We start from the raw sequence: 14,737 nt of genomic DNA, 5'->3' as shown, positions 1-14,737 counted from the left end.
CGCTAGAGAGCGACGCCGTCGATCTCCAGGGTCTGCACACACATCGTGTTGATGGGGATCGTCACCGTCTTCCCGGTGAGGCCTGCCTCGCGGCGCACGTATGTCTCCCCGACACCCGTGTTCCAGCGAGGCACCACACCGCCGGGGCCGCCGGTCACCGCCGAGAAGCGGGACAGGTCGAACGTGATGTTCGTCCGGGCGGTCGAGTTGTTGGCAACGACGATGACCAGCTTCCGCGCCGCCTCGTCCCAGGCGGCGGCGGCATGCGGCACCCCGGTGTGGAGCATCTTCATGCCCGGGCGGATGTGCCGGCTGAACTGGGCCATCACGTAGTACTTGGCGTTCACCGCTCCCAGCGTTGCCCCGAGAGCGGGGTCGTCCGGGTTGCGCTGCGCGGCCGCCGTGTAGTGGAACATGGCCCACTCGGGGTGGGGGTCCAGGGGCTGCCAGTAGGCCCAGGCCGTCGGGTGCAGGGCATGGAGGTCGCTCAGCAGGTACATGGCCATGGAGAAGCCGTTCGCCGTGCCGGTGCCGGTCTCCGAGTTCCACAGGCCCTTGCGGCCCGTGGTCACCACCTGCGAGTAGAGACCTGCCCGATTGCCTCCCGCGCCCTGGTAGCCGTGCACGTTGACCCGGTCCACGAGCGCCTTCGCCGAGGCGTCCAGCTTGCCCCAGGTCGCGAGTGCCGTGTCGACCTCCGCTTCGTCCGAGGCGGCGATCTTCGTGGCGGTGAGGCCGCAGCGGTCCAGTTCCCGGCGCAGTTCGGGCAGTACGGCGGCCTGCACCGGCGCGCTCATGTAGCAGCCCTCCTGTCGGAAGTTGGCGTACCAGTTCCCGGAGCTGGGCTCGTTGAAGGGTTCCACGGACACGAAGTCGACGCCCCATTCGTCGCGCGCGTGCTGCGCGACGGACGCCAGGTGCAGGGCGTGCCGGCGGTAGTGCTCGGGAGCGAGGTTGTCGTTCTTGGAACTGGCCGCTCCCGAGGGGTTGCGGTTCTTGCACATCCACCACATGGGGGAGTTGGCGAACAGTTCGCTGTGCGCACCACGCTGAACCGCTTTGAGCAGCATGGTGCGCTGCGCGCGGTCGGCGTTCCAGTTCCAGGCGGTGGACGCCGGATTCTCGTCGCGCGGGTCCAGCCAGTACCCCTCGATCTGCTTGAACCAGGGGATGTTGGGTGAGACGGCCATACTGCTGCCGTTCACGGCGTTCCAACTGCAGGCACCCAGGTTGTAGCGGGCGATGTCCAGGTTGAGTCCGGGCCGTGACGCGCCCCGGTACGTCACCCACTTGTCGGTGAAGAACAGGTCGGCGAACACGTCGGCGTAGCCGGCGCTCACACCGAACACATTCGCCCACCAGGCCAGAGAGGTGCCCCAGCCTTCCCAGGTGCCATAGGTCTTGGAAGGGTCGACGGCGATCGTCGAGTCGGCCCGCGCGGTGCCTGTCGCCAGCGCGCTGCCGAGGACACCCGCTCCTGCCGCTGCCAAGAGGGTTCTACGGCGCATCGTTCATGTCTCCGTTCGTTCGGCGAGTTCTTTTGGGGATCACGTCTTCTCGGGGCATCAACCAGCCGGCCAGACAGCCACGTTGTCGACGTTGAGCCACTTGCCGGCCGGGCTGTCCGCCCAGACACCGAGGTTGACCTTGCCGGTCGACACGGTGAAGGTCACCTTCTTCGTGGCCCAGGCGTCCTGCGCGGTTTTGAGGTGCACCGGCGGAGTGCTCCCGCCGTGTCCCTTGACCTCGAAGTAGGCGCTGGTCTGGCCGCCCGAGGAGCGGTAGTCGAAGGACAGTTCATAGGTGCCGTCGGGGAGGGTGACCTCCTGATTGACCCATGAGGTGTAGGGCGCGTCGTCCCACAGGGTGAGTTGCCGGCGGCTGTTCCCCAGCTGGGACTCCTCCACCCTGGCGGCCCCGTTGGCCTTGGTGGTGTTCCACTGGGGGATCCTGGTGCCGACGACGTCCTGGTCGAAGCGGCCGTTGGCGACCCGGTTGCCGGTGACGGTTCCGGCGGTGGTGTCGACGTCGACGTCGGTGTGACCGTGCAGTACGGGCTCGCCGTTGTCGAAGGTGAGCGGGTACCAGGCGTTCAGACCGACACCCCCCGGCGCGGGTTCGGGCCTGCTGTAGAACTGCGAGTACCGGTCGCCGTTGTAGAGGTACGACGTCGTGCCGTTCTGGCCGACCACGGGGATGATCTGCTCGAACTGCGTCCCGAAGGAGTTGTTCGACGCGGGCCGTGTCGTGACCTGCTTCCAGCCCGGTGCCGAGCCCCATCCGCCGAGGGTGCTGCTGACGCGGTAGGAGGTGGGCGTGGCGTTCCAGTAGTCCATGCCGGAGCCGAACAGGTAGTACTTCCCGTTGGCCTTGAGGATGGCCGGGGCCTCCTTGTGGGCGGACGACTCGGTGTATATCGCCGGCTTCACTCCGGTCCAGGTGTCGTTGAGGGGGGCCACGTTGACGGTCTGGTTGATCTGCTTCGACCCACCGCTGCCCACGTCGCCCACATAGACGAGGTACGCCTTGTCACCGTCCACGAAGACGGAGTGGTCGCCGGTGGTGTTGCCGTTCACCTCTGTGGGGTCACCGGTCGGTGTGTACGTGCCGTCGACGGTGTCGCTCGTGGCGAAGAGGATTTGATTGCGGTTCTGGTCGCCGTTGTTGACCTCGGCGACCACGACGAACTTCCCGTCCGGGCGCTGGATGAGCTGGGGGCGTCCGAGCCACAGCGGGTAGGTCAGGTAGGGCTTGGAGCCGTCCTGCTTCAGGATGGCCTTCTCGAACTTCCAGTTCTCCAGGTCGGTCGAGCTGTACAGGTTGATCGCCTTGGGCTGGCCGATCACCAGCGCCTGGCCAACCCAGTAGTAGGTGTTGCCCACCTTCAGGACGTTGCCGCCCTGGGCGAGGATCGGATTGCCGTTGGTGTCCTTCCAGACGGTGTCATTGGCCAGATGGGACGCGGGCTCGGCGGCCTGGGCCGACGGCGTGAGGCCGCCGGTGAGAACAAGGGCGGCAGCGGCGGCCAGCGCGGTCAGATGCTTGGTGCGGGAGGGGAGGCTCACGGGGCTCCTCGGTTGGCATCGACGTGGATTGACGTGACGCAAAGAATTATCACGAACGCCAACTAATTGACCCTGACGTGAAAGAAATTTCCATGCCGGAGCGGCCGACCTGATACGGACGGCGCACACCACGCAGGTGACATGAGCGATGTGGCGGCGCCGCTTCCCGCTCCGCGACCCGCAGACATGAGGCTCTGGCCCACATCACCGCAGGTCAGCAGGCCATGTGACGGGTGTGACGGGTGAGCTGCGAGGTGCCATGTGCGACGCTCCAGGCGCTGCGGACGGCCCGGCCGGGGGCTCGGGCAATGGGATGCTGACGCTCGGTCGGCACGCGCTTCGACCCAACCTCCGTCGTGGCACTGCCCCCGCTTCCACGACGGGCACGGCACGCCGGGTTGTCTCCCCCGGCAACCCGGCGTGCCTCATGCCGCACCACCCCACCGCCGCCGACGCCAGGACAACCCGCACGCCCCGGGCCGGTCCCGGGCTGACATGCGTTCGCCGCTGTGCGGCGTGACGATGGTCCGGGGCGGCGTCATGGGCGGTGATGACATGAGTGATCCCACGGTGATCGCGGCGGGACAGGGCCGGAGCTTCCGAGGTCCGACCGGCGCTCCCATGACGGTGAAGATCGACGGGGCGGTGACCGGCGGGGCCTACTCACTGATCGAGTACTCGCATGCCGCCGGGGCGCCCGGGCCGCCTCCCCATGTGCACGAGCGGCACGAGGAGGCGTTCCGCGTGCTGGAGGGCGAGCTCAGTCTGGATGTCGACGACCGCACGATCACCCTGCGTGCCGGTGAGTACGCGATGGTGCCGCGCGGAGCCGTGCACCGGCCCTACAACGCCGGGCCGGCCGAAGTGCGGTTCCTGTTCATCACCTCGCCGGCCCTGGACGGCTTCTTCGCGGAGATGGCGGAACTGAACGCGGCGACGAACGGCGACCCGCCGACCGCGGCGCTACGGGAACTGGGGGCGCGCTGGGACTGCGTGTTCACGAGCCTGCCGGGCGGCGACGGCCGGGCGAGAGTGGTGAACGAGCCCACGTGATGTGCGGGGGCCTCATGCGCCGCTCCGGCGAGGGCGGGGGCGGGCCGGTTCGCGCGGCGGGCCCGGACCGGGGGCGGACGTGAGCGGACAGCAGCGGTTCACACCGCCATCGGGAGCGTCACCCTGATCGCCTTGCCCTGGCCGGTGCTGACCACGGACCAGTCGTCGACCAGCTCCGAGACGATTCCGAGCCCGAAGCCTCCCCACGGCCCCCGGTCGCCGGGCGGCACCAGGTGGGGCGCGATCCGGCTCCGGTCGCCCACCTCAAGCACCAGGCACCCGCCGCGCAGGACCATGCCCAGACGCCCTGGGCCGGGCGTGTGCCGACAGGCGTTCGTCACCAGCTCGGACACGACCAGCAGAGCGGCCTCGGCCTGCTCGCTGCGTTCCCCGTCCGGCCCCTTCAGAAAGCCCTGGCGAGCGAGGAGAAAGGACACGGCACGCCGTGCGCAGCGGACCGCTTGCGCGCTGTTGGCCAGGTTGACGGTGCGCGCGAGGGCGGGCCGGAAGGTATCGAGCGATACGGGCATGACCTACACCAAACTCTCTTTCCATCCATTCCATTACTGATCGTTTTTAGCCTGTCATACGATGTGAAAACGATCGCTAGGGCATTTCCCTCAACTTCGACGCACTGGGCCCGCGGCCGGTGCGGATGCCCGCGTCGCCAGCGCCTCGGCGAAGTACTGGTAGCTGTAGGCGTTGGTCGCGCATTCGAACCCGTATGTCTTACCCAAGCCTGTCTTCTCGAAGAAAGTGGATCTGTCGAGGATCTCGGGGTCGACGAAGTGGGAGAGCTCGTGCAGGATGCAGAAGCCCTGCTGGTCGGGGTCGAGTTCCCAGAACCTCTCCGCCAGGAAGATGGCGTTGCCGACGTCGGTGTACGCGAACGCGCTGCCGTCGGCCATGGACGAGGTGAGCTTCTCGTTCCCGCCGCTGCCGTACATGTGGATCCGGGCGTGGGCCGCCTGCGCGACCACGGCGCGGTACGTGCGGCTGATGAAGTCGTCAACAGACGTCCAGGCGCCTCCGAAAAACTCCGCGATCATGCCCTCGAAGCCGTCCGACCTGGTGACGTCCTCCAGCGCGGCCTTCGCGCTGGTCTGGGCCAAGTCGCGTGCGGCGGCGATGAGTTGCTCCTCCCCCGCGGTGAACGGCCGACCGCCGAAGACGGTCGGCGCGGGGACGGTCGAGGTTGTCACCACGGCGGCCGGTTCCGCTACCGGCCCTGACGCTCCGGGGCCGTCGTCGAACAGGGAGCCCATACCGGCGTCCTTGTCGAAGTCGTCGAACAGGGAACCCATGGCGACGGCCCCGCCGTCGTCCAGGACGGGCTCGGGCTGCGGCACGGCGGGTGCGGGTTGGTAGATGTCGGTGAGCAACTGCCGTATCCCGGCGGTGAAAAGGGACGCGTCGTAGTAGGGCGACCAGAACTCCGTCAGAACGGCCGCGAACGCGCGGAAGCTCTCCGCCGTGGTCGCAGCGTCGGGCCACAGGCGCGCGACCCACTCCTCGGGATCCCAGGGCGATGCGGCCCACTGGTCCCACTGCTGCCACAGAGCCGTGATGGCGGGCTCGTATCGTGACCAGTCGAAGGCCACGCAGGCCTGTACGGCCTCGACCTGCTGGTGGGGGATCTCGTACATCGCGTTCTCCTGACGGTGCGGCTGCCGGAGACGCTGGTGAACCACGCCTCCCGGTGGAAGCTAACGCCGGTGTTCCGCCCGGGTGCTGCCCGATGGGGTGGCGGAACGGGCGGCTCGCGCTCCGTCCGGGCCCTCACCGGGGTTGCCCCTTCCTCTGCCTCGGCATCCCCAAAGGCCCCGGAGGCCGGGTGCTTGAGTGGTGCGGGCCGTTCCAGACAAGGAGATGCCCTGTGTACAGCGCTTCCTATTACGTCCTGTCGGACTCGCGCAGCTCGTTCGTCCGCTTCCGGTCCGACGGCACCTTCACCGTCGGCCATGATCTGTCGTACACCCTGTGGGAGCGCACGCAGGTCGCCTTCGAGACCGGCCGTGACTTCTTCGCGGGTGACATCTACCGAGCGCTCACCTACACCGCGGACACCGAGTTCGATCTGTCCGTCGTGTACGTGCAGGGTGAGGACTCGGCAGTCGTCAACATCCCGCTGTCCCGTGACTGCACCGCTCAAGCCCACTTCGAGATCAGCGGGTTGCGGGCGGTGGCGCCGTAACCCCGGGCGCCGGTGAAGACGGTGTTGAGCAGGCGGTCGAAAGATTGCTGCTCCGCGTCGCACGTTCCGGCTTGGCGCCACCGTCGCTCACTGAGTGCCGCCGGGTGCGTCGGGCACGAGGTCGGTGAGGCCACTGGCGATCTGGGCGAGGCGGGCGGGGTCGACGGAGTACAGGACGTAGTAGCCCTCGCGCCGGGTGGTGGTGAGCCCTGCCTGGGTGAGCTGGTGGAGATGGCGGGAGATCACCGAGGGGGACAGGCCGAGCAGCGTGGCGAGCTCCTGGGTGCTGCGGCTCTGCCCGGCGAGCTGGGTGATGATCTGCAGCCGGGGCGCGGCGGCCAGGGCCCGCAGGGCGGTGAGGGTGTCCTCCTGGCTGGCGGGGCGGGGCGCCGAGGCGGGCGCGAGGGGCAGGGCGGGGTAGGTGATGCGCAGCGGCCAGGGGTTCTCGCAGGTGACCCTGACATGGGGCCACACGTAGTGGCTGGCCGTGAAGGTCACGGGGTGGGGGCGGGTGACGGCGATGTCGTGGTCGTGCGGGCGGTCCAGCCGTAGCGTCCGCCTGGCGGGATCGATGCGGATCTGCGGGACGAGGGTGCGGAGCATCGGGAAGAGCCCTTGGTGGGCGATCCGGGCGCCCGCCGCCGCGATCGACTCGTAGAGGCCGGGTTCGACGCGCTCCCACTCGTGCGCGAAGGCGGCGTCCCAGTAGTCCTGGAGCGTGCTGAGCACGTCGTCCAGGAGGGGGCGGGGGTCGGTGAGGATGTCGCTCAGCAGCGCCGCCCTGTCCGCGTCGGCCCGGCGGAGTTCGGCGACGGCCTCGTCCCGCCGGCCGGGGTCCGCGACGAGGTCGAATCCGGTGCCGGTGGTGTCGGCGACGAGGTTCTGGGCGAGCTCGGCGGCGAGCCGGTCGGGCGGCAGGGCCCGCACGGCGGCGAGCTGGTCCGCGAAGTCGGCGTCGTGGTCGCCCGCCCGGCTCTCGAAGAACGCGGGGATGTAGTCGGCGACCACGAAGCCGTGCTCACGGATGCGGCGGCGCAGGGCGGCGGGCAGCCGGCGGCACCGCCGCACCCAGGGCACGTGCAGGGCGTGGTGTCCGGGGTCGGTGAGTACGTGCCAGGAGTGCACGGCTTCGAGCAGTGGCGAGACGGAGAAGGCGATGTCCTCTTCAGCGGTCTCGGTGAAGCGCATCGTGATCACGATTGCAGGATTTCACAATCAGTTGATCGGATCTCGTCGTCTCCAGCAGGCTCAGGGTTCCGGATCCCAACCGTGGATCCGGAGCCGGATCCCCGCGCAGATCAGGAAGTACCGCCGATGGTGACCGATGACAGCCTTCTCGCCTTCGCCGCCATGTCCCTCGTCGTGATCGCGATCCCGGGCCCGAGTGTGCTGTTCGTGGTGGGGCGCGCCCTCGCCCACGGCCGGCGCACCGCGCTCGCCACGGTCGCAGGCAACCTCCTGGGCAGCTACGTCCTGGTCGTCGCCGTCGCCCTCGGCCTCGGCACTCTCGTGCAGAGCTCCGCCACGGTGTTCACGGCGGTGAAGCTCGCGGGCGCCGCCTACCTCGTGTACCTGGGTGTCCAGGCGTTCCGTCACCGCGGCCGGCTGCGGGCCGACATGGCGGCCGCGGGCGGTGAGCGGCGCGGCGATCTGCGCACGGTGCTGGACGGTCTGTTCGTCGGCGCCACCAATCCGAAGGGCCTGGTCTTCTTCGCCGCCGTCCTGCCCCAGTTCGTGGACCACTCCGCCGGCCATGTGCCGGTGCAGATGATGGTCCTCGGCCTGATCCCGGCGGGCATCGGCCTGATCTGTGACACCGCCTGGGGACTGAGCGCTTCGGCCGCCCGGGGCTGGCTCGCCGGCTCCGACCGCCGATTGTCGGCGATCGGAGGCGCGGGCGGTGTCGCCCTGATCGGCCTCGGCTTCACCGTCGCCGCCGGGCGGAACTGACAAGCGGCCATCGGGTCAGGTCTGCCGGACGGGCGCGTACTCCTGCGCCGTGACCCCGAAGGTCCAGGCGACGCCCTCGCGTGCCGTCCGGGTGGTGGGCGGGACGCGGAGCCAGTACGTGTTGAACGTGCCGTCCGGCTCGGCGGTGGAGTTCACCACCTCCACCATCACCACGTCCTCGTCGCCGTCCAGCGCGATCCGCCACAGCACGCCGGTCTCGTCACGGTGCACGGGCTCGGCGCCCGAGTCGGCGAGATAGCGGTCGTAGCCGTAGAACTCCAGCATCACCCGCCGCAGTTCGGCGTTCTCCTCCGCGCGGATCCGGTCCGGGGTGAGGTCCGACAGCCCGGCGAGGAAGTCCTGCGGCACGGGCATGCCCCGCCAGGCGTACAGCGCGAATCCGTCGGGGAAGGCAAGGGCGGGACCGTCGCCACGGTCGAGCCGGCCCGCCTCGTCCCGGTGCAGTTCCACCGGGCGCTCGCAGATCACGACCGCCTCCTCGTACGGCCACCACCAGCCGGCGTGCCGGGCCACCTCGGCGAGTCCGTCGAGCGCGGGGCCCCGGCCGGCGAGCGCGGCCAGCCAGGGGGCGTCGTGCTGGCCCAGGACCGCGTCGAGCAGCAGCAGCCGGACGGCCGCTTCATCGTCCAGCTCCTCGACGATCCCGGCCCGGATCAGGTCCGCCAGCGCTCGCGTCGGCTCCCACAGCCGGCCCCCGGTCGCCGCCCACAGTGCCGCGTAACCGACGGGCCCCAACTCCGCTGCCGCGCGGGCTCGTTCGGCAGCCCAGGGGCGGGTGCGGACCTCCTCGAACACACTCCGGCCATATCCATCGGCCCGGCGCAAGTGCCGCACCGCGGCCAGGGGGGACTCCGCCCACAGCACACGGCGGGGCTCGGCGAGTCCGGCGGCCCGGTACGCGAGGCGGACACCTGCCTCGGCGGCTGCCCGGTCGGCCGCTCCGGAGGCGGCGGCGACGGCGCGCCAGGCGTCCGTGGTGTGCGGTACGGGCGGCGCGCCGGGGCCGACGGGGTCGGTGGTGCCGGCGGGCTGGGGTGCGAAGGGAGTGCCGGTGAGGGCCTCGGTGGTCGGTGTCGTCATGGGGGTGTCCTCATGTGTGCGTACTGAGCCGGTGTGCCTGAGCTGGTGTGCTTGAGCCGCCGTGCCTGAACTGCGTTGTCCGAAGCGCACGTTCGGACTGCCCTGTCCGGACCGCCCCTGTGGGGACGGTGTGTCAGTCCGCGACGAACCGGGCCACCGATCCCGGCACTTACTCCCGCTGTCGGATCACCCGGTATCAGCCCTCGGGCAGCGGAATCGCGGTGTGCTCCTCGTGCACCACCGGCCCTCCCTGCGGCAGGTGCAGCAGCATCGGCCCGGACCCCCCTCGCTCGCACACCAGTCGGCCCGGGCCCTGCACCGCATGGGCGTGCCCCGTGACCTCGCCCAGCGCCAGGACCAGGCCCCCGCCCGTCCCGGGGCTCGCCGGCCCGCTGGCGGTGTGCGACTGCCACATCGGCTATGTCCACCTGGAGTCGCTGCCGCTGTACGACGTCTTCGCCGGAGGTGTCCTGGAGCGCATCCCGGCGGCGGCCGGCCGGCACTCCCCCATCGTCACTCCTCCTCGGCCGCCGGCTTCGCTGCCGCCTCCACGGCGGCTTTCAAGCGGCGCAGGGTGAGGGCCATGCCCGACCGGTTCGTGTGGACCCGTGCCGTCGGCGAGGTGCCGGCGGCCACCCGGCCCAGCAGGTCGGCGATCTTTCCCCGGCGCCCCCGGCGCAGGTCGTGCCAGTGCTGGGTGACGCGGGTGGCGGGGGCACCGGTGCCGGTGCCGCCTGCGGGACGCAGGCTGAATCCCCAGACGGCGATGGGCAGTCCGGCGACCGACACCCGGAACGCGAACTCCCGCGGCGCGTCCGCGGTGATCACCTTGCAGTAGGTGAACCACCGGCGGGCGCCGTTGCGGTTGAGGCCGATGAAGGAGGGGAGGGCGCCCCTTCTCTCCCGGAGCATCCACACGCCGACGCACTCCGGACTCCACTGCGGCATCCGCCGCATGTCACTGAGCGCCGCGAACACGTCCTCGGGCGGGGCCGCGACGACGACGGACTCCCGCAGCATCCGGATACGCGCGCGTGCGTGCGCCTGCCCGGGCCCGTCCAGCGGGTCGCAGTCAGTGGACGTCATCACGCACAACCGGCGCCGCCTGCTGCCCGGGCTGCCAACCCGGCCGGCCCAGCACATGACGGGCACGGTCCCGCCACCGCCCTGCCCGCGCCACGTCGCGCCCCAGGGCGGCGTATTCGTGGGAGACGATGCGCAGCGGATTGTGCGTGTCGATGTTCTTGGTGAGCCCGTACAAGGGCCGTTCCGTCTCCACCGCCCACGTCCCGAAGAGCTGGTCCCAGATCATCAGGATGCCGCCGAAGTTCCGGTCCAGGTAGCCCCCTTGCGAGGCGTGGTGCACACGGTGGCTGGAGGGTGTGTTGATCACCCTCTCGATGACGCGCGGAAGCCTGCCGATGCGGTCGGTGTGCAGCCAGAACTGCGTCAGCATGTTGATGCCGCCGCACAGGAGGATCGCCCAGGGCGGAACGCCGGCCAGGGCAAGGGGAATGTGGAAGATCTGCGAGGTCAGGCCGGTCCAGGGCTGTCGGATCGACGTGGAGAAGTTGTACCTGACGCTGGAGTGGTGCACCACGTGGCTGGCCCACAGCACCCGCACCCGGTGGTGCTCGCGGTGCATCCAGTAGTAGCAGAAGTCCTGGGCGAGCAGGATCAGCGGGAAGGTCATCCAGGTGACCTCGACGCGCAGCGGCGTGAGTTGGTACAGGCCGACGAAGGCGGCGAGGGCGATCGTCTTGTAGACGATGTCCACGACGGCCGCCCCCGCGCCCACGGCGAAGCTGGCGGCGGTGTCGCGGACTCCGTAGCCGCTGGCGTTCTCGTCGGGGTGCAGCCGGTAGTAGACCATCTCGACAACGATGAGCAGCACGAAAAGGGGGGCGGACAGGGCCAGCAGGGACGTGTTTTCCATCGAGGCCTCCTATCGGAGCGTTTCGCTCCGACTGGAGTATCGGAGCGAAACGCTCCGACAGGCAATAGGTTGGACACCATGAAGGAAAGTGAGGCCGAGGGGCTGCGGCCGGGCGGGCGTTACGGCCGCCAGGCGGAGGCACAACGCAACGACACCCTGGTGCTGAGCGCGGCCCGGGCCGTCTTCGCGGAGCAAGGTGCCGACGCACCTGTCTCCGCCATCGCCGAACGGGCGGGCGTCGGGATCGGCACCCTCTACCGGCGCTACGGCAGCAAGGAGCAGCTCCTGCAGCGGCTGTGCGCCATCGGCATCGCCCAGACGATCCGCGACCTGCGAGCCGCACTGGAGGCAAAAGGCACCGGCTGGGAGGTCCTGGCACGGTACATGGCCACCGCCGTCGAGGCCCGGGCGGGCGCGTTCGCCGCGCTGGCCGGTACGTTCGCGCTGCCCGAGCAGGTGACCGCCGCCAACGCGGAGGCCAAGGAACTGGCGGAGCGGCTGCTGCGCCGGGGCCACGACGACGGGACCGTACGCGAAGACATCACCACGCTCGATCTCACCCACGTGGTCGAGATGTTCAGCCGGTACCCCCGCCGCACCGACGAGGACGACCACGCACGCCGCAGGATGCTGACCCTGACACTCGACGGCCTGCGCGCCGTCCACACCGGGCTGCCGGCCCCGCAGTTGGGCTGGGACGACTACCAGCGGATATGGGACGAGCCGAACAGACAGCACTGATCCCCGCGCCGGCACCTGTCTCGACGGCGGACACGAACTGCCGTTTGGGTACTACCTCTTGCCAACCCCGGTGGGGAACAGTTGGCTCCTCTGATCCGTACTATCGGTAGACCAAGGCATCGGCATCTGCCGTAGTACGCCTCACCAGCCGAAAGGTCAGCGTCATGCCCGAGACAACCGCCCCCGCCACCGAACTGGCATCGCAGTACATCACCCGCGTGTCCGGCGACCTGGAGTCGAACATCAAGGAGCAGGAACGCGTCAGTGCGGAGATCGCCGCCCTGCAGGAGCAGCTCGCCACCCTCCAGCACGACCACAGCGTGCTGCTGAACATGCAGCAGGCGCTCGGCATCACCGCCCCGTCGGCGAAGCCGGAGACACAGTCCGAGACACCTGCCAAGGTGCCCTCGCCGAGGCGGAAGAAGACGAGCACCACGACCGGAGCGAAGCGGAAGGCGGGCGCATCGGCCGCGACGAAGCCGAAGGCCGATGCCACGGCCGCGACGAAGGAGCACACGGACGCCACGGCGGCCGGGGCGAAGTCCCAGGCGGGCAAGTCGGGTGGCTCGCCGGTCAAGAAGGCGGCCGGGAAGTCCGCCTCCGGGGCGACGGGTGCGGCGAAGGCCTCGCAGCCCACCCTGGTCGAGCTCATTCGCCGCCACCTCACCGAGCAGAAGGAGCCGCGTTCCGCCGCGGAGATCTCCGCCGCCCTCGGCCAGGCCCGCCCCCCGCGCGCCGTCTCCCCCAAGGTCGTGCGCATCACGCTGGAGGGACTCGTGGCCAAGAGCCAGGCCGAACGCTCCAAGCAGGGCCGGTCCGTCTTCTACGTCGCCCCCGCGTCCCGGCCGACGGCCGCACCCGAGGCCGAGGCACAGCCCGAGGCCGCGGACCACTGACGACGACGCCGGTCGTCGTCAGGCCGCCCCGAGCCACATCCGGTCGTAGTAGGAGCCGGATTCCCCGCGCATCTGGTAGTTGCGTACCTCCGGCCTGCGGGCGGCGAGGAACCGCATGCTCCCGATGTACACCCCGGCCGCGTCCCGGACGAGTTCCTCCTCCACCTGGGCGAGGAACGCGTTGGAGGCCTCCAGGGTGCGTGCCGTGCGGGCCTTGGCGGTGAGCTCGTCGACGACCTTGTTCTCGTAGCCGGCGTAGTTGTACGAGGCGCCGGTGGTGTAGTTGGAGGAGACGTTCTCCAGGGCGCTGTTCAGCGTGATGTACATGTGCCGTCCGTAGATGTCTCCTTCCCCCTCGGCCGTGATCTGGTCGAAGGCCGTCTGGCCCATGCCGCGCAGCTCGATGTCCACGCCCACTTCGGCGAACTGCTGCTGCAGCACCTGGGCGAGCAGCGGCCAGGGGTCCTGGCTGCCGTGCGGGAAGTCCAGTCGCAGACGCCCGACCCCGGCCTCGCGCAACAGGGCGCGGGCCCGGTCCGGGTCGTAGGTGTAGGGCTTCGCCGTACGCCGGTACCGGTCCAGTTTCTCCGGGAAGGGGCAGCCCCACGGGTCGGCCAGTCCGAAGGTGACGCGCATGAGCTGTTCGCGGTCCACCGCCCAGTTCAGGGCCTGCCGTACGCGCCGGTCGCGCAGTTCCGGACGTTTGAGGTTGAGGGCGAGCCACTGGCTGCCTCGGACGGGCACGGGGTGGACGAACCGCTCGCGGGTGTCCTGGTCGGCGGTGAACTTGGGCGCCTGGCTGGCCACCAGCCCTTCGCCGAGGATGTCGACACTGCCGGCGTTGAGCTGGAGCGACTGCATCGAGTAGTCGATGCCCCAGCGGAACTCGACGGTGTCGACGAGCGGGGTGCCGTCCCAGAAGTACTTCTCGAAGCGGCGGAACGTGGCCCGCTGGCGTTTGCTGTCGTAGCGGGTGATCCGGTAAGGGCCGGTGCCGACCGGGGTGCGGCCGAAGGAGCTGCCGAGGCGGCGGATCTCCTCGGCGGGCAGGGCGGCGGTGTAGGGCTGGCACAGCAGGGCGAGCAGGAGGACATCGGGATCGGTCAGCCGGATCCGGAGGGTGTGGGAGTCGAGGGCTTTCAGTCCGCTGACCTTCTCGGCCTTCTGCTCGTAGACCGCCTGAGCACCCTCGATCGTGAACAGGAAGCTCGCGGCCCAGGAGGCGAGGCCGGGGTCCAGGATGCGGGTCCAGCTGTCGACGTAGTCCTGCGCGGTGACCGGCCGGCCGTTGTGGAAGCGCGCGTCACGGCGCAGGGGGACGGTGTACACGCGGCCGTCCCGGGACACCTTCGGCATGGCTGCGGCGGCGTGCGGGGCGGGCCCGTCGTACTGACCCCGGTAGTGGTAGAGCGGGGAGTGCAGAACGGTCGAGATGGCCTCCCAGCTGTGCAGGTCCCAGCCGATGGCGGGGTCGTAGGACTGGGCCTCCGTCGCCCAGGCCGTGATCACCTTTCCCATGCGGCGGGCGCCGGGAGGATCGGCGCCCGGGCCGGGTGCCCACTCCGGGACGTCGGCCAGGGGGCCGGACCGGACGGGCCGGGCCTCCGCGGTGCAGCCGCTGAGGAAGGCGCCTGCCGCACCGGCCGCACCGGTGGCCAGGACAAGTCGTCGGGTCGGGATGTGCAACGGTCCGGCCATGGCCGTCCTCTCGTGCAACTGCCGAAGGGGATGAGAGCGAGGCACCTCTGGGAACGGGATCGGGCGGAGGGCGGCGTGCCGGTGGGAGCGTCGCGCCGCTGTG

14 protein-coding genes and 2 pseudogenes are annotated in these 14,737 nt (G+C 69.9%); 6 read left to right on the top strand and 10 right to left on the bottom strand.

Annotated features, from left to right (window positions below; all coding sequences use genetic code 11):
• Positions 1–2: 2 nt before the first annotated feature.
• A complete protein-coding gene (locus ACZ7L5_RS30760; protein ID WP_471520660.1) occupies positions 3–1,508 on the bottom strand; it encodes a glycoside hydrolase in 1,506 nt (501 codons plus the stop codon).
• Between the two features lie 57 nt (positions 1,509–1,565).
• Entirely contained in the window at positions 1,566–3,065 is a 1,500-nt protein-coding gene (locus tag ACZ7L5_RS30755) for a family 43 glycosylhydrolase (protein WP_471520658.1), read from the bottom strand.
• 555 nt (positions 3,066–3,620) lie between these two features.
• Here ACZ7L5_RS30755 and ACZ7L5_RS30750 point away from each other — a divergent pair.
• On the top strand, positions 3,621–4,118 hold the full coding sequence (locus ACZ7L5_RS30750) for a cupin domain-containing protein (protein WP_471520656.1): 498 nt from the start codon (positions 3,621–3,623) through the stop codon (positions 4,116–4,118).
• A gap of 98 nt (positions 4,119–4,216) precedes the next feature.
• Here ACZ7L5_RS30750 and ACZ7L5_RS30745 read toward each other — a convergent pair whose 3' ends face one another.
• Both ACZ7L5_RS30745 and ACZ7L5_RS30740 read right to left on the bottom strand, forming a co-directional pair.
• Entirely contained in the window at positions 4,217–4,648 is a 432-nt protein-coding gene (locus tag ACZ7L5_RS30745) for an ATP-binding protein (protein ID WP_471520654.1), read from the bottom strand.
• Between the two features lie 90 nt (positions 4,649–4,738).
• Positions 4,739–5,764, bottom strand: a complete 1,026-nt coding sequence (locus ACZ7L5_RS30740) for a M35 family metalloendopeptidase (protein ID WP_471520652.1) — start codon at positions 5,762–5,764, stop codon at positions 4,739–4,741.
• Between the two features lie 230 nt (positions 5,765–5,994).
• Between ACZ7L5_RS30740 and ACZ7L5_RS30735 the strand changes: the two genes are divergently transcribed.
• Positions 5,995–6,312 carry a hypothetical protein gene (locus ACZ7L5_RS30735; protein ID WP_471520650.1) on the top strand — a complete coding sequence of 106 codons (318 nt, stop codon included), beginning with the start codon at positions 5,995–5,997 and terminating at the stop codon, positions 6,310–6,312.
• 87 nt (positions 6,313–6,399) lie between these two features.
• Here ACZ7L5_RS30735 and ACZ7L5_RS30730 read toward each other — a convergent pair whose 3' ends face one another.
• Entirely contained in the window at positions 6,400–7,500 is a 1,101-nt protein-coding gene (locus tag ACZ7L5_RS30730) for an ArsR/SmtB family transcription factor (protein ID WP_471520902.1), read from the bottom strand.
• A 126-nt stretch (positions 7,501–7,626) separates the two neighbouring features.
• Here ACZ7L5_RS30730 and ACZ7L5_RS30725 point away from each other — a divergent pair, with 126 nt between their 5' ends.
• Positions 7,627–8,262 carry a LysE family translocator gene (locus ACZ7L5_RS30725; protein WP_471520648.1) on the top strand — a complete coding sequence of 212 codons (636 nt, stop codon included), beginning with the start codon at positions 7,627–7,629 and terminating at the stop codon, positions 8,260–8,262.
• A 15-nt stretch (positions 8,263–8,277) separates the two neighbouring features.
• On the opposite strand, the gene ACZ7L5_RS30720 is transcribed toward ACZ7L5_RS30725, so the two are convergent.
• Together ACZ7L5_RS30720 and ACZ7L5_RS30715 are read right to left on the bottom strand one after the other, a co-directional pair.
• The gene (locus ACZ7L5_RS30720) at positions 8,278–9,363 is read right to left on the bottom strand and encodes a DUF6745 domain-containing protein (protein WP_471520646.1); all 1,086 of its coding nucleotides are present in this window, start codon (positions 9,361–9,363) and stop codon (positions 8,278–8,280) included.
• A 169-nt stretch (positions 9,364–9,532) separates the two neighbouring features.
• A pseudogene (locus tag ACZ7L5_RS30715) lies at positions 9,533–9,791 on the bottom strand (hypothetical protein).
• Between ACZ7L5_RS30715 and ACZ7L5_RS30710 the strand changes: the two are divergent.
• Positions 9,753–9,941: pseudogene (locus ACZ7L5_RS30710) on the top strand (hypothetical protein); the annotation flags it as partial. The pseudogenes ACZ7L5_RS30715 and ACZ7L5_RS30710 overlap by 39 nt on opposite strands.
• Here ACZ7L5_RS30710 and ACZ7L5_RS30705 read toward each other — a convergent pair.
• Both ACZ7L5_RS30705 and ACZ7L5_RS30700 read right to left on the bottom strand, forming a co-directional pair.
• Positions 9,877–10,449, bottom strand: coding sequence for an SRPBCC family protein (locus ACZ7L5_RS30705; protein ID WP_471520644.1), 573 nt, complete (start codon positions 10,447–10,449; stop codon positions 9,877–9,879). The pseudogene ACZ7L5_RS30710 and the gene ACZ7L5_RS30705 sit on opposite strands and share 65 nt — an antisense overlap.
• The gene (locus ACZ7L5_RS30700; RefSeq protein ID WP_471520642.1) at positions 10,436–11,299 is read right to left on the bottom strand and encodes a sterol desaturase family protein; all 864 of its coding nucleotides are present in this window, start codon (positions 11,297–11,299) and stop codon (positions 10,436–10,438) included. Before ACZ7L5_RS30700 ends, ACZ7L5_RS30705 begins: the two co-directional genes overlap by 14 nt.
• Before the next feature lie 78 nt (positions 11,300–11,377).
• On the opposite strand from ACZ7L5_RS30700, the gene ACZ7L5_RS30695 reads away from it, so the two are divergent.
• A complete protein-coding gene (locus ACZ7L5_RS30695) occupies positions 11,378–12,040 on the top strand; it encodes a TetR/AcrR family transcriptional regulator (RefSeq protein ID WP_471520641.1) in 663 nt (220 codons plus the stop codon).
• A gap of 164 nt (positions 12,041–12,204) precedes the next feature.
• A complete protein-coding gene (locus ACZ7L5_RS30690; protein WP_471520639.1) occupies positions 12,205–12,936 on the top strand; it encodes a hypothetical protein in 732 nt (243 codons plus the stop codon).
• Positions 12,937–12,954: 18 nt separating this feature from the next.
• On the opposite strand, the gene ACZ7L5_RS30685 is transcribed toward ACZ7L5_RS30690, so the two are convergent.
• Positions 12,955–14,634, bottom strand: coding sequence for an ABC transporter substrate-binding protein (locus ACZ7L5_RS30685; protein ID WP_471520637.1), 1,680 nt, complete (start codon positions 14,632–14,634; stop codon positions 12,955–12,957).
• Between the last annotated feature and the right edge of the window lie 103 nt (positions 14,635–14,737).

This window comes from Streptomyces sp. NPDC107528, assembly GCF_055639295.1.
The sequence above is the reverse complement of the archived record's forward strand: the minus strand, read 5'-3'. Positions and strand labels throughout refer to the sequence as shown.

Excerpts from the sequence above, each read along its gene's own strand:
- ACZ7L5_RS30740 (WP_471520652.1), bottom strand. The coding sequence starts at position 5,764 with ATGTACGAGATCCCCCACCAGCAGGTCGAGGCCGTACAGGCCTGCGTG.
- ACZ7L5_RS30685 (WP_471520637.1), bottom strand. The coding sequence starts at position 14,634 with ATGGCCGGACCGTTGCACATCCCGACCCGACGACTTGTCCTGGCCACC.
- ACZ7L5_RS30705 (WP_471520644.1), bottom strand. The coding sequence starts at position 10,449 with ATGACGTCCACTGACTGCGACCCGCTGGACGGGCCCGGGCAGGCGCAC.
- ACZ7L5_RS30690 (WP_471520639.1), top strand. The coding sequence starts at position 12,205 with ATGCCCGAGACAACCGCCCCCGCCACCGAACTGGCATCGCAGTACATC.
- ACZ7L5_RS30695 (WP_471520641.1), top strand. The coding sequence starts at position 11,378 with ATGAAGGAAAGTGAGGCCGAGGGGCTGCGGCCGGGCGGGCGTTACGGC.
- ACZ7L5_RS30730 (WP_471520902.1), bottom strand. The coding sequence starts at position 7,500 with ATGCGCTTCACCGAGACCGCTGAAGAGGACATCGCCTTCTCCGTCTCG.
- ACZ7L5_RS30745 (WP_471520654.1), bottom strand. The coding sequence starts at position 4,648 with ATGCCCGTATCGCTCGATACCTTCCGGCCCGCCCTCGCGCGCACCGTC.
- ACZ7L5_RS30760 (WP_471520660.1), bottom strand. The coding sequence starts at position 1,508 with ATGCGCCGTAGAACCCTCTTGGCAGCGGCAGGAGCGGGTGTCCTCGGC.
- ACZ7L5_RS30750 (WP_471520656.1), top strand. The coding sequence starts at position 3,621 with ATGAGTGATCCCACGGTGATCGCGGCGGGACAGGGCCGGAGCTTCCGA.
- ACZ7L5_RS30720 (WP_471520646.1), bottom strand. The coding sequence starts at position 9,363 with ATGACGACACCGACCACCGAGGCCCTCACCGGCACTCCCTTCGCACCC.
- ACZ7L5_RS30700 (WP_471520642.1), bottom strand. The coding sequence starts at position 11,299 with ATGGAAAACACGTCCCTGCTGGCCCTGTCCGCCCCCCTTTTCGTGCTG.
- ACZ7L5_RS30725 (WP_471520648.1), top strand. The coding sequence starts at position 7,627 with ATGGTGACCGATGACAGCCTTCTCGCCTTCGCCGCCATGTCCCTCGTC.